This is a genomic window from Streptomyces aurantiogriseus, assembly GCF_014649375.1.
Classification (GTDB): domain Bacteria; phylum Actinomycetota; class Actinomycetes; order Streptomycetales; family Streptomycetaceae; genus Streptomyces; species Streptomyces aurantiogriseus.
The window spans coordinates 311,598-324,509 of record NZ_BMSX01000005.1 but is presented as its reverse complement, the minus strand read 5'-3'; the positions used below and the strand labels follow the sequence as shown (position 1 = coordinate 324,509).

Genomic DNA, 12,912 nt, shown 5'->3' with positions numbered 1-12,912 from the left:
CGTCCAGCGCAACCCGCCCCACACCGCCCTCGCCTACGTTTCCCGCAGCGGCGCGTACACCTCCGGCTGGAGGCCGAACGTCCAGGCGACCCCCTGCCGGGCCGTCCGTGTCGACGGCGGGACCCGGAGCCAGTACGTGCGCCGGCTCCCGTCCGGCTCCGGCGTGGAGTTGAGGACCTCCACCATCACCACCGGCTCGTCGCCGTCGAGGTCGATCCGCCAGAGCGTGCCCGTCTCGTCCCGGTGGACAGGTCGCGCGCCGGAGTCGGCGAGGTAGCGGTCGTAGCCGTAGTACTCCAGCATCACACGGCGCAGTTCGGCGTTCTCCTCGGAGCGGATCCGCTCCGGCGTCAGCGTGGGCAGTTCCGCGAGGAAGGCGGCCGGGACCGGCATGCCCCGCCAGGCGTGCAGGGCGAAGCCGTCGGGGTAGGCGAGCGCCGGGCCGTCCCCGCGGTCGAGGCGGCCGGCCTCGTCGCGGTGCAGGGCGACGGGGCGTTCGCACACGACCGCCACCTCGGCGAACGGCCACCACCAGCCGGCGCTGCGGCACACCTCGGCCAGACCGGAGAGGGGCCCGCTGTCCGTGGGGAACGCGGCGAGCCACGGCGCGTCGTGCTGCCCCAGCACGGCGTCCAGCAGAAGCAGCCGGATCTCCAGCTCCTCCTCGCGTCCCTCGGCCAGCTCCTCCAGCACGCCCCTGCGGATCCGCTCGACGAGCGCCTGAGTGGACTCCCACAGCCGGCCCCCGGTCGCCGCCCAGTGCGCCGACCAGCCCGCGGCACCCAACTCCTCGTGCAGACGCCGCCGTTCCCACGCCCAGGGCGCGGTCCGCACTGCCTCGCGCACACCGGGACCCCTGTTTGCCAGGCCCCGTATCAGCGTGACCGCCTCACGCGGCGAGCCGGCCCACACCACCCGCTCCGGCTCCGCGAGACCGGCCTGCCGATAGGCCCGCCGGATGCCCTCCTCGGCGGCCGCCCGGTCGGCGGGGACGGCCGCAGTGGCACAGGCCCGCCAGAACCCGACACCGTCACCGGCCGTGTCACCCGCACCCAGCCCGTCCAGCCCGTCCAGCCCGTCCAGCCCGTCCATCGCGTCAGCCGTGGTCATCTGCCCCTCCGTCACCCTCTGCTCCACCCCGCTCAGTCCGCCACGATCCGCACGGACCCCGGCACGTACTCCCGCTGCCGGATCACCCGGTACCACCCGTTCGGCAGGGTGATCGCCGCGTGCTCCTCGTGGACCACACGACCGCCCTGGGGGAGATGCAGCAGCAGCGGCCCGTACGGCCCCGGCTCCCGCACCAGGTCTCCCGGACCGACCACCGCGTGGGCGTGACCGGTGACCTCGCCCAGCGCCAGCACGAGCCGTCCCCGCCCGTCGCGCCGCTCCTTCGGCGCGGTGGCGACATGTGCCGGCACCGCCTCCTCCGCCACGGACACGATCAGCACGTCTCCCTGCCGATACACGGACCCCTCCCGTCCGCCGGTGCACGCCGCACCGGCCTCATGACGTCGACCGTAGGGGCACCCACTGACAACGGCCCGAACCGTGGCCCCACCGCCGCGCGTTGTCAGTGCCTGTTGGTAGAACTGCGGTCATCACAGGAAGCACTCGTTCTCTCCACAGGAGCAGCCGCATGACCATCGGTGACCACCTCCACGCGCTGTACCGGCTGCCCGCCCACCCCTTTCCCGGCCCCGACGCGCGGAAGCAGAACCTGCCCGACGCGGACGCCGTCGCCTGGAGGATCACCAGCGACGTTTACGACGCCCACGAGAACTGGACGGCCGCCTTCGCCCGTTTCTGCGACGCCGTCGACACCACCCGCGTGCGTGCCCTGATCGTCGGCGCCTGGGAGGAGGCGTACGACACCGACCCCTCCGCCGTCATCGAGGCACTGGTGGCCGCCAAGGACCGCTTCCCCGCTCTGCGGGCGCTGTTCCTCGGCGACATGGTGATGGAGGAGTGCGAGATCTCCTGGATCAACCAGACCGATGTCACGCCGCTCCTCGAAGCCTTCCCCGACCTGGAGGAGTTCGGCGTGCGCGGCGGGTCCGGCCTGCGCTTCCCCGCCCTGCGCCACGCCGGCCTGCGCAAGCTGACCATGGAGTCCGGAGGCCTGCCCGCGGAGGTGGTGCGCGGCGTCGCCGCCAGCGACCTGCCCGCGCTGGAGCACCTCGACCTGTGGCTGGGCACCCCGGAGTACGGCGGCGACAGCGAGGCCGCCGACCTGGAGCCGATCCTGTCCGGCGCCCGCCTGCCCCGCCTGCGCCATCTCGCCCTGCGCAACAGCGAGATGCAGGACGCCGTCGCCACCGCCGTCGCCTCCGCCCCGGTGGTCGCGCGCCTCGAGGTGCTGGACCTGTCCATGGGCGTCCTGAGCGACGAGGGCGCCGCCGCCCTGCTCGCCGGCCAGCCGCTCACCCACCTGAAGAAGCTCGACCTCCACCACCACTACCTCAGCGAGCCCCTCCAGGAGCGGATCCGCCAGACCCTGGAACCGGCGGGCGTCGAGGTGGACCTCGACCGCGACGACGCCGACGAGGACCACGACGACGACGGCACGGTGTGGCGCTACGTGGCCGTGGGGGAGTGAGCACACCCTCCATGCGCCCACTCACCCTCACCCCGCGCCCCCACCGCGAACGCCCCGCCAGGAAACGCCGTGCCACGGCCGGCGCCTGACCCCGGGCCCCGCTTCGCGGTGGTGGGCAACCCCGAGAACCGCCGCGTCACCCTCTTCGCGGACGCGGTGCGCGCGGCCGGTCTCCCCGGCCCGCGCGTCGTCTCCTGGAGGGACGTCCTCGGGGCCGGGGGAGCGGAGTTCGGCGACGAGGAGGTCGTCCGCATCGACTCCCCCGGGGAGAACGCCGACGTCGACCGGCAGCTGCGCGGCACCCAGGATCCCACCCGGGTCGAGGGCTCGGCCCGCTGGTACGCCGGGTTCACCGCCGCGCTGCGCGGCCTGCGCGGCGGCATCCGGCTCGACGACCCGGACGACCTCGCCGTGCTGTTCGACAAGCGGCGCTGCCACGCCGTGCTCGACGCGGCGGGCGTACCGGTGCCCGCCTCGCCCACCTCGGGGCCGAGGGCGGCGCCGGTGCGCGGCTGGGACGACGTACGGACGCTGATGCGGGAGCACCGCATGCATCGGCTGTTCGTCAAGCCCGCGCACGGGTCGTCCGCGTCGGGCGTCCTGGCCGTGGAGTCGGGCGGTGCGGGCCGGATCAGGGCCACCACCTCCGTCGAACTCGCCGCGGACGGACGGCTGTTCAACTCCCTCAAGGTGCGCCGCTACGAGCGCGAACAGGACATCGCGACCATCGTCGACACGCTCGCCCCGGACGGACTGCACCTGGAGCGCTGGCTGCCGAAGGCCTCCCAGCAGGGCCGTGCCGCCGACCTGAGGGTCGTCGTCGTGGCCGGCCGGGCCACCCACGCCGTCGTCCGCACCAGCCGCACCCCGCTGACCAACCTCCACCTCGGCGGCAGCCGGGGCGACCTCGACACGGCCCGGGAGGCCGTCGAGGCGGCGGGCGCCCGCTGGGCCGACCTGCTCGACGTGTGCGAACAGGCCGCGGCCTGCTTCCCGCGCACCCTCTGCGTGGGCGTCGACCTGCTGCCGGCCGTCGGCTGGCGCACAGCCGCCGTCGGCGAGGTCAACGCCTTCGGCGACCTCCTGCCCCGCCTCACCGGACTGCCCGGCAGCGGCGCCGAGGGCCTCGACACCTACGCCACCCAGGTCGCCGCCGCCCTGCGCACCCTGGCCCCTTCGCACGACCCGCACGGACACAGAACAGGAAGCACCCATGCCGTCTGAGCCGCTCCCGCCCGCCCCCCTGGCAGCGGGCGAGCCGGACATGAACGAGATCGTCGGCAGCCACGACCTCCTCCTCGTCACCCTCGACACCCTCCGCTTCGACGTCGCCGCCGAACTCGCCGAAGCCGGCCGCACACCCCACATCGCCCGTCACCTCCCCGGCGGCCACTGGGAGAAGCGGCACGCCCCGGGCAGCTTCACCTACGCCTCCCACCAGGCGATCTTCGCCGGCTTCCTGCCCACCCCCGCCGCCCCCGGCCCCCACCCGCGCTTGTTCGCGGCGAGCTTCGCGGGCAGCGAGACCACCGCGGACGGCACCTTCGTCTACGACACCCCGGACCTCGTCTCCGGCCTGGCCGAGGCGGGCTACCACACCGTGTGCATCGGGGGAGTCGGCTTCTTCAACAAGCAGGGCCCGCTGGGCTCGGTCCTGCCCGGCCTCTTCCACGAGTCCCACTGGACACCGGAGTTCGGCGTCACCTCACCCGCCTCCTTCGAGAACCAGGTCGCCCGCGCCGAACAGGTCGTGCGCCAACTCCCGGCAGAACAGCGGCTGTTCCTCTTCGTCAACGTCTCCGCCCTGCACCAGCCCAACTGGTTCCACCTGCCCGGCGCGACCCGCGAGGCCGGCGACACCCGCGCCACGCACGCCGCCGCGCTGGAGTACGTCGACCGGCACATCGGACGGCTCTTCGCCGCGGCGAGCAGCAGACGCCGCTGCTTCGCCATCGTCTGCTCCGACCACGGCACCGCCTACGGCGACGGCGGCTACACCGGCCACCGCCTCGGCCACGAGTCTGTGTGGACCGTGCCCTACGCCCACTTCTTCCTCGACCCCGCCGAGGCCGCCCGATGACCACCACGCCACAGCCCACCCGTACCAGCCCGTACCAGAGCTACGTCTACGCCTACCCCCACAAGACCGCCTACCGCAGACTCCCCGACCGCCCCCGGCTCAGCGCCCTCTGGGCGGCCGAACCCAAGAACGCCCTCTCCCTCTACCTCCACATCCCCTTCTGCGAGGTCCGCTGCGGCTTCTGCAACCTCTTCACCCGCATCGGCGCCCCGGACGGCCTGACCGGCGCCTACCTGGACGCGCTGGAACGCCAGGCGACGGCCGTGCGGCAGGCGCTGGGGGAGACGGACGAGGTCCGCTTCGCCACGGCCGCCTTCGGCGGCGGCACCCCCACCTTCCTCACCGCCCCCGAACTGGAGCGCCTCTGCGACCTCGCGGAGCGCCGCATGGGCGCCGACCTGAGCGCCGTCCCCCTGTCGGTCGAGGCGTCACCGGCCACCGCCACCGCCGACCGGCTCGCGGTCCTCGCCGACCGCGGCGCCACCCGCCTCAGCCTCGGCGTACAGAGCTTCGTCGACTCCGAGGCGCGGGCCGCCGTACGCCCGCAGCGCCGCGCCGACGTCGAGGCGGCCCTCGCCCGCGTCCGTGACGCCCGCATCCCGGTCCTCAACATCGACCTCATCTACGGCATCGACGGCCAGACGGAGGACACCTGGCGGCACTCCCTCGACGCGGCCCTCGCCTGGCGCCCCGAGGAGCTCTACCTCTACCCCCTCTACGTCCGCCCCCTCACCGGGCTCGACCGTCGCCGGCCCGGCCGGCCCGACCCCGCCTGGGACGAGCAGCGGCTGCGCCTGTACCGCGCCGGCCGCGACCATCTCCTCGCGCACGGCTACACCCAGCAGTCCATGCGCATGTTCCGCCGAGCCGACGCCCCGCCCCAGGGCGCCGACGACTACGCCTGCCAGACCGACGGCATGATCGGCCTCGGCTGCGGCGCCCGCTCCTACACGGCCGGACTGCACTACTCCTTCGACTACGCCGTCGACATGCACGAGATCCGCACGATCATCGACGACTACGTCTCCCGCCCCGCCGCCGACTTCGCCCACGCCGAGTACGGGCGCCGTATCGACGCCGACGAGGCGCGCCGCCGCCACCTCCTGCAGTCCCTCCTCCAGGCCGAGGGCCTGCGCCTGGACGACTACCGCGCCCGATTCGGCAGCACCCCCGCCGACGACTTCGGCGCCGAACTCGAACGCTTCGCCGACCGCGGCTGGCTGACCGACGGCGACCCGACGACCCTCACCCTCACCCCCGAGGGCCTCGCCCACTCGGACGCCATAGGCCCCGAGCTGTTCTCCCCGGCCGTCCGGGCCGCCATGACCGCCTACGAGCGGAAGTGACCGGCCCGCCATGGACCTGACTCTCCTCTACCGCGGCCCGCTCGCCTCCTGCGACTACGACTGCCCCTACTGCCCGTTCGCCAAGAGACGCGACACCACTGCCCAACTGCGCGCCGACCGCGCCGCCCTCGAACGGTTCGCGGACTGGGCCACCGACCGGACCGGCGACCGCCTCTCGGTCCTCTTCACCCCCTGGGGCGAGGGCCTGGTCCGCTCCTGGTACCGGCGCACCCTCACCGAGCTGTCCCACCTCCCGCACATCCACCGGGTCGCGATCCAGACCAACCTCAGCTGCCGCACCGACTGGCTCGCCGACGCCGACCCCGACACGCTCGCCCTGTGGTGCACCTACCATCCCGGCCAGACCCCCTACGACCGCTTCCTCGGCAAGTGCCGCGACCTGGCCGAGCGGGGCATCCGCTTCAGCGTCGGCATCGTCGGTCTGCCCGACCACCTCGACGCGGCCCGCCGCCTGCGCACCGACCTCCCCGAGCACGTCTACCTGTGGGTGAACGCCGCCGAAGGCCACACCTACACCGACGCGGACGCCGGCCACTGGACGGCCCTCGACCCCCTCTTCCCGTACAGCCGCCACCCGCACACCAGCGTCGGCCTGCCCTGCCGCACCGGCGAGTCCGTGATCTCCGTCGACGGCGACGGCACCGTCCGCCGCTGCCACTTCGTCCGCACCCCCCTCGGCAACCTCTACGACGGCTCCTACCGCGCCGCCCTGCGTCCCCGCCCCTGCCCGATGACCGTCTGCGACTGTCACATCGGCTACGTCCACCTCGAGACACTGCCCCTGTACGACGTCTTCGCGGGCGGCGTCCTGGAGCGCATCCCGGCGGCCGGTGCCGCGAGGACGGCCGTTGACCTGCCGTATCCCGTGCGGATCGGCGCTCCGGAGGTTTGATTCCGCCCAGCGGGTCAACCGGGAATACATGACGCAGTCGACACGGGAGACGGAACGCAAGTACGAGGTGCCGGCCTCGGGCGACTTCCCGAGCCTCACCGGCCTGACCGGCAAGGGCCAGGGCAAGGCCAAGGACAAGGGCAAGGGCACCTCACTCGTCGACGCGGGCACCCACGACCTGGACGCGGTGTACTACGACACCGCCGACCTGCGCCTGACCCGCACCTCCGCGATCCTGCGCCGCCGCACGGGCGGCTCCGACGCCGGATGGCACCTCAAGCTTCCGCTGGCCGACGACACCCGTGAGGAGATCCGCGCGCCGCTGCAGGAGGAGATCCCCGACAGCCTGAGTGACCTGGCGCTCTCCCGGACCCGCGGCGCCCGCCTCGAGCCGGTCGTCCGGATCCGCTCCAGCAGGGCCGTGCGCGACCTCGTCGACGCCGACGGGGCCCTCCTCGCCGAGGTCGTCCTCGACCAGGTCCGGGCCGACTCCCTGCGCCCCGAGGGCGGCCACGCGTCCTGGGCGGAGCTGGAGGTCGAACTCGCGGCCGACGGCGACACCGCCCTCCTCGAGCGCGTCGACAAGGCGCTCGGCAAGGAGGGCTTCGCCCGGTCGACGGCCCCGTCCAAGCTGACCCGCGCCCTGAAGGAGACGACCCCCGACGCCGAGTCCGCACCGGACGACCCCGCCGACGTGCCCTCCGGCTCCGCGGGCGAGCAGGTACTCGCCTACGTCTCGGAACAGGCCCGCACCATCGTCGACCTCGACCCGGCCGTACGCCGCGACCTGCCCGACTCGGTGCACAGGATGCGGGTCGCCTGCCGGCGCCTGCGCAGTTGCCTGCGTTCCTACCGTTCACTCCTCGACCGCGAGGTCACCGACCCGGTCCGCGCGGACCTGAAGTGGCTCGGCGGTGAACTGGGTGCCGAGCGCGACCAGGAAGTGCTGATGGAGCGTTTGCGCGAGGGGATGGAGGCCCTGCCCCGCGAACTGGTCCTCGGCCCCGCCGCGGCCCGCCTGCAGGCCTGGAACGCCTCCCGGTCGGCCGAGGCCCGCGAACGCTCCCTCGCCGCGCTGTCCTCGCCCCGCTATGTGGCCCTCTTGGAGGCGCTGAACCGGCTGACCACCCACCCGCCCCTGCGCCCCAAGGCCTCCCGGAAGCCGGCGAAGACGCTGCCCCAGGCGATCCTGAAGGAGTACGACCGGCTCGCCGGCCGGGTCGAACGTGCCCGGCGCAAGCCGCCCGGCGCGGAGCGCGACGCCGCCCTCCACGAGGTGCGCAAGGGAGCCAAACGCCTCCGCTACGCCGGCGAGGCGGCCGGCCCCGCCCTCGGCAAGCCCGCGCGACGCCTGGCCAAGCGTGCCAAGGCCGTGCAGAAGGCGCTCGGCGACCACCACGACAGCGTCGTCGCCCGCGACTCCCTGCGCCGCCAGGCGGTGGCCGCCCACGCCGCCGGTGAGCCCGGTTTCACCTGGGGCCTGCTCCATGGCCAGGAGCAGGCGACGGCCGCCGAGCGGGAGCGGCAGTTCCCGCAGCTGTGGAAGCGGGCCTCGAAGCCCCGGCTGCGCAAGGCGCTGCACTCCTGACCGACACCGGCACTGACACCGACACCTGCACCGGCATGGCACCCGACACACCTCCGCCCGCACCGTGACGGACACGGTGCGGGCGGAGGACTTCAGGGCGCCGCCGAAGAAGGTCAGTCCTCGGCGGTCACGTCCGTGACCCTCCAGCGCTGGTTGGCACCGGAGTTGGGCTGCCACGTCGTGACCGCGGCACCCTCGTTCGTGGCCTGGCCTCCGACCTCGAGGACCCGGCCGGTGGCGGCGTTCACCAGCGTCCAGGTGCCGTCACCGGTGGTCGACATGATCCACTCGGTGGCCGCGTCCCGCTCGCCCGTGTCGGGCTCCACCACGGGCACGTTGTCGCGGACGGCCAGGCGCTTGCCCTCCGCCGGGTTGGCGAACACATACCGCTGACGGGCGCCGGTCTTGCCGTACCGGGCGTCCAGCTGCCACTGCTGCGCGGTGGTGCCGTTGCCCGTGCCGATGACCAGGTTGGTGCCGTTCGCGGCGACGGTGACCGCCTTGCCGCTCTGGACGCCGGTCAGCGTGTACGTCTGGCCCTTGCGGATCAGCGGGGCGTCCTTCGCGACGCCGGACACGCCCTTGACGGTGAAGGACGTCACCGACTGGGCGGGCACGGTGAAGGTGGCTTTGCGGTCGGCGACCTTGATCGGCGCCTGCGGCTGGAGCTTGCCGTCGGCGCTGGTGACGACCGGGGTGACGGTCGCGTTCTCGCTGATCTTGCGGAACTTCGACAGGTCGATGGTGACCGTGCGGGCCTCGGTGGTGCTGTTGACGTGGACCAGCGAGGCGCCCTTGCCGTTCGCGGTGACGGCGGCGGCGCTGGAGGTGTCGTTCACCTTGATCAGCTTGTCGCCGGGCTTGATGAAGTGGGTGAAGTTGCGCGCGGTGTCGAACTTCGTGTTCGTGTAGATCGGGCAGGTCTCGAGGGTGTCCGTCGAGGTGCAGCTGAACGGGAGCTGGATGCTGCCCCAGTTGCCGCCCTTGGCGGACTCGCCGCCCGGCTTCATGTTGTCGTAGTCCTCGACCGGCTGCCAGAACACCCAGGCCTTCGGTTCCAGTTCGCGCAGGTCGTCGACGATGCGCTGGGCGAGCCCGAGACCGGGCCGCATGTCGGTGAAGCTTTGCCCGTCGCCCCAGTCGCCCTCGACCTCGCTCATCCACAGCGGCTTGTCGGCGGCCTTGGCCTGGTCCCGCACGGTGGTGCGCTGCCCGGTGCCGTAGGTGTGGACGTTCATCTGCCCGACGACATCGCGGGCCTCCTGCGAGTAGGCGTTCCAGTTCTGCGCGAAGATGCTCGGGTTGGTCTCGTCCATCGCCGAGATCTCCGCCTTGACCTTCGCCTTCTTCAGCGCGGGCGCCAGGGCGGCGAGGACCTTCTGCTGGAGCTCGGGGCCCATGTGGGCGCCCTCCTGACGGCCGCCGACCGGCTCGCCGTCCGCGCCGAGACGGGTGCTCCAGTAGCCGGTGTTGGGCTCGTTGAACGGGTCGACGGTGTCGACCTTGATGCCCTCCGCCTTCTCCAGCAGCTTGGTCGCGCCCGCCATGTAGGCGGCGAAGTCGTCGACCGACTCGGTCTTCAACTGGTCGGCGTTGGCGTTGAATCCGCCGGAGACGTAGCCGCTGACGGTCATGAACCACGGCGGGGAGTTGCTGAACGTCTCCCAGTGGGTGATGTCGTCCTTGATGCGGTTCACCCACCAGCGCTGGGTGGCGTCGGCGTTCTTGTTCCAGTCGGCCGGGTCGTCGGCGCTCCACCAGTCGGTGTCCTCGCGGGTGGTCCCCGCCGGGGCCTTCCACCAGCCCTCGACCGCGCCGCCGGCGCGCAGGTAGTCCTTGACGTCCGGGGCGTTGCCGCCGCCGATGTTGTAGCGGGCGATGTTCAGCGCCAGCCCGTCGTCGTCGAAAAGGAGCTTCGCCAGCTTCTCGCGGATCGCCGGCGGATAGTCGCCGGTCGCGTTGGCGAACCAGACCAGGCTGGTGCCCCAGCCCTCGAACTTCTCCTGCTGGTACGACGGGTCCGGCTGCACGGTGACGGAGGCGGCGGCCTCGGCCTGCGCGGGGACGCTGAGCAGAGCGGCCCCGGTGGCCAGGGCGGTCAGGGTGGCGGCCCCGAGGGACCGTCTGCTGCGGGTACGGCGTGCCATCTGTGCTCCCAACTGCGGTGCGGTCGCTGCGTGGGCCCCTCCCACGGCCAGAGCGGGAGGGGATGGCCCCCGACACGGCTGCGTGCCGTGCCGGGGAGTCGAGGGGGTGGTGCGGGTAGTGCGGTGCGGGCGAAGGTCAGCCGGCCGGCCGGCGCAGGACGGCGACCTCCCTCGGTCCGAGGACGAGGGCACCGTCGGCGTCGGCGCTCCCGAGGAGTACCTCTCCGTCCAGACCGGTCACCGGCACGGTGTCGTCGGTCCGGTTGACCACGAACAGGAAGCGGCCCGTCTCACCGCGCCGGACGGTCAGCTCGACCCGTCCGCGCAGGTCGGCCGGCAGTTCGCTGTGCACACCGGCCGGCTCCAGCAGCCGCGGCAGCAGCGAGACGAGCCCGTCGACGCCGAGACGCGTGGAGACGTAGGAGGCCGAACCGCCGCCCGTGGAACGCCGGGTGACGGCCGGGCGCCCGGCGTGCACGCCCGTGCGGTAGCGGGCCAGGACCTGGGTGTCGGCGTCGGCGACGGTGACCCGGTCGGTCCACAGGGTGCCCGTGGTGGCGTCGTCCAGCTCCACGCTCTCACCGGCCAGGAGCGGCCCGAACTCCTCGACACGGATGCCGAGCAGCTCGCGCAGGGCGCCCGGGTAGCCGCCGAGCCAGACGTGGTCGTTCTCGTCGACGATGCCGGAGAAGTAGGTGGTGACGAGGTGGCCGCCCTGCTCGGCGTAGCGCGTAAACTCCTTGGCCAGCTCGGCGGGGACCACATGCAGCACGGGGGCGATCAGCAGCCCGTACCGGGCGAGATCGGCGCGGGTGGTGATGAGGTCGGCGCGGATGCCCAGGGCGAGGAGCGCCGAGTACCAGTCGAGCGCCTCCTGCCGGTAGTCGAGCAGGGAGGTGGGGTGGGAGTCCTGCTCACTGGCCCACCACGACTCCCAGTCGAAGAGGACGCCGACCCGGGCGGGCTCCCGCTCGGAACCGGCGACCGGGGCGAGCGCCTTCAGCGTCGCGCCGAGGTCGGTCACCGCGCGGAAGAGGTCGCTGTCCGCGCCGGCGTGCGGAACCATCGCCGAGTGGTACTTCTCGGCGCCGGCCGCCGACTGCCGCCACTGGAAGAAGCACACCGCGTCCGCGCCGTGCGCCACGTGCAGCAGCGAGTCGCGGGCCAGGTCGCCGGGCCGCTTCGCCACGTTGACGGGCTGCCAGTTGACGGCGCTGGTCGAGTGCTCCATCAGGAACCAGGGCCGGCCGCCCGCGATGCCGCTGACGAGGTTCGCCGAGAAGGACAGCTCGTCGCGGTCCTGCGGGCCGGGGTGGACGTAGTGGTCGTTGGAGACAAAGTCGATCTCGTCGGCCCAGGCCGGGTAGTTCATGCCCTTCGTGCCGCCCATCACCATGAAGTTGGTGGTGACCGGCACGTCGGGCGTGAGCTCACGGAGGATCTCCCGCTCCGCGCGCAGATGCTCCTTCAGCGCGTCCGAGGAGAATCGCTTGAAGTCCAGCTGCTGGGTCGGGTTGGGGTGCGAGGCGGCGAGCCGCGGCGGCAGGATCTGCTCCCAGTCGCTGTAGTGCTGCGACCAGAAAGCCGTGCCCCAGGCGTGGTTGAGGGCGTCGAGGGTGCCGTAGCGGGCGCGCAGCCAGACACGGAAGGCGCGGGCCGCGTCGTCGGAGTAGTCATAGATGTTGTGGCAGCCCAGCTCGTTGGAGACGTGCCAGGCCACCAGGGCCGGGTGGTCCTTGTAGCGGTTCGCCATCTCCCGGACCAGACGCAGCGCGTGCTCGCGGAAGACGGGCGAGGTGGGCCGCCAGTGCTGCCGCGCCCCCGGCCACACCGTCTCGCCGTTCGCCGTCACCGGGAGGATCTCCGGGTGGGCCGTGGTGAGCCAGGGCGGCGGGGAGGCGGTCGCGGTGGCCAGGTCGACCCCGATGCCGCCCGCGTGCAGCAGGTCCATGACCTCGTCGAGCCAGCCGAAGTCCCATGTGTCCGGGCCCGGTTGGATACGGGCCCAGGAGAAGATCCCCACGGACACGACGGTGACACCGGCCTCGCGCATCAGCCGGACGTCCTCCTCCCACACGTCCCGGGACCACTGCTCGGGGTTGTAGTCGGCGCCGTAGGCCAGACGCGGGGCGGGGTCACCGTCCGCCCCGCGGCGGCGGGACTGGAGGGTGGAGATCATGGCGGTCCTTCCGAATGTGGTGCACGGGGCGGCGCGGATCACCGCGCCGCCCGGCGTTTA

10 protein-coding genes are annotated in these 12,912 nt (G+C 72.8%); 6 read left to right on the top strand and 4 right to left on the bottom strand.

Annotated features, from left to right (window positions below):
• Positions 1-33 precede the first annotated feature (33 nt).
• Both IE263_RS13965 and IE263_RS13960 read right to left on the bottom strand, forming a co-directional pair.
• Positions 34-1,110 (bottom strand): DUF6745 domain-containing protein, encoded by a 1,077-nt coding sequence (locus IE263_RS13965; RefSeq protein ID WP_189936036.1) that lies wholly within the window; start codon positions 1,108-1,110, stop codon positions 34-36.
• Positions 1,111-1,142: 32 nt separating this feature from the next.
• The gene (locus IE263_RS13960) at positions 1,143-1,469 is read right to left on the bottom strand and encodes a DUF8820 family protein (RefSeq protein ID WP_189936034.1); all 327 of its coding nucleotides are present in this window, start codon (positions 1,467-1,469) and stop codon (positions 1,143-1,145) included.
• Between the two features lie 170 nt (positions 1,470-1,639).
• Here IE263_RS13960 and IE263_RS13955 point away from each other — a divergent pair, with 170 nt between their 5' ends.
• The 6 genes from IE263_RS13955 to IE263_RS13930 all read left to right on the top strand — a co-directional run bounded on the left by IE263_RS13955 (position 1,640) and on the right by IE263_RS13930 (position 8,526).
• Positions 1,640-2,599 carry an STM4015 family protein gene (locus tag IE263_RS13955; RefSeq protein ID WP_189936032.1) on the top strand — a complete coding sequence of 320 codons (960 nt, stop codon included), beginning with the start codon at positions 1,640-1,642 and terminating at the stop codon, positions 2,597-2,599.
• Between the two features lie 69 nt (positions 2,600-2,668).
• Positions 2,669-3,823, top strand: coding sequence for an STM4014 family protein (locus IE263_RS13950; RefSeq protein ID WP_189936030.1), 1,155 nt, complete (start codon positions 2,669-2,671; stop codon positions 3,821-3,823).
• Positions 3,824-3,863: 40 nt separating this feature from the next.
• The gene (locus IE263_RS13945; protein ID WP_189936298.1) at positions 3,864-4,679 is read left to right on the top strand and encodes an STM4013/SEN3800 family hydrolase; all 816 of its coding nucleotides are present in this window, start codon (positions 3,864-3,866) and stop codon (positions 4,677-4,679) included.
• The gene (locus IE263_RS13940) at positions 4,676-6,025 is read left to right on the top strand and encodes an STM4012 family radical SAM protein (RefSeq protein ID WP_189936028.1); all 1,350 of its coding nucleotides are present in this window, start codon (positions 4,676-4,678) and stop codon (positions 6,023-6,025) included. The genes IE263_RS13945 and IE263_RS13940 overlap by 4 nt, the downstream gene beginning before the upstream one ends.
• A 10-nt stretch (positions 6,026-6,035) precedes the next feature.
• The gene (locus IE263_RS13935; RefSeq protein WP_189936026.1) at positions 6,036-6,938 is read left to right on the top strand and encodes an STM4011 family radical SAM protein; all 903 of its coding nucleotides are present in this window, start codon (positions 6,036-6,038) and stop codon (positions 6,936-6,938) included.
• 28 nt (positions 6,939-6,966) lie between these two features.
• Positions 6,967-8,526 (top strand): CYTH and CHAD domain-containing protein, encoded by a 1,560-nt coding sequence (locus IE263_RS13930; protein ID WP_189936024.1) that lies wholly within the window; start codon positions 6,967-6,969, stop codon positions 8,524-8,526.
• Positions 8,527-8,639: 113 nt separating this feature from the next.
• Here IE263_RS13930 and IE263_RS13925 read toward each other — a convergent pair whose 3' ends face one another.
• A complete protein-coding gene (locus IE263_RS13925; protein ID WP_189936022.1) occupies positions 8,640-10,673 on the bottom strand; it encodes an RICIN domain-containing protein in 2,034 nt (677 codons plus the stop codon).
• Positions 10,674-10,809: 136 nt separating this feature from the next.
• On the bottom strand, positions 10,810-12,852 hold the full coding sequence (locus IE263_RS13920; RefSeq protein WP_189936020.1) for a beta-galactosidase: 2,043 nt from the start codon (positions 12,850-12,852) through the stop codon (positions 10,810-10,812).
• Positions 12,853-12,912: the final 60 nt, after the last annotated feature.

Coding starts and splice junctions, on each gene's coding strand:
- IE263_RS13965 (WP_189936036.1), bottom strand. CDS start 1,110: ATGACCACGGCTGACGCGATGGACGGGCTGGACGGGCTGGACGGGCTG.
- IE263_RS13955 (WP_189936032.1), top strand. CDS start 1,640: ATGACCATCGGTGACCACCTCCACGCGCTGTACCGGCTGCCCGCCCAC.
- IE263_RS13945 (WP_189936298.1), top strand. CDS start 3,864: ATGAACGAGATCGTCGGCAGCCACGACCTCCTCCTCGTCACCCTCGAC.
- IE263_RS13940 (WP_189936028.1), top strand. CDS start 4,676: ATGACCACCACGCCACAGCCCACCCGTACCAGCCCGTACCAGAGCTAC.
- IE263_RS13935 (WP_189936026.1), top strand. CDS start 6,036: ATGGACCTGACTCTCCTCTACCGCGGCCCGCTCGCCTCCTGCGACTAC.
- IE263_RS13930 (WP_189936024.1), top strand. CDS start 6,967: ATGACGCAGTCGACACGGGAGACGGAACGCAAGTACGAGGTGCCGGCC.
- IE263_RS13925 (WP_189936022.1), bottom strand. CDS start 10,673: ATGGCACGCCGTACCCGCAGCAGACGGTCCCTCGGGGCCGCCACCCTG.
- IE263_RS13920 (WP_189936020.1), bottom strand. CDS start 12,852: ATGATCTCCACCCTCCAGTCCCGCCGCCGCGGGGCGGACGGTGACCCC.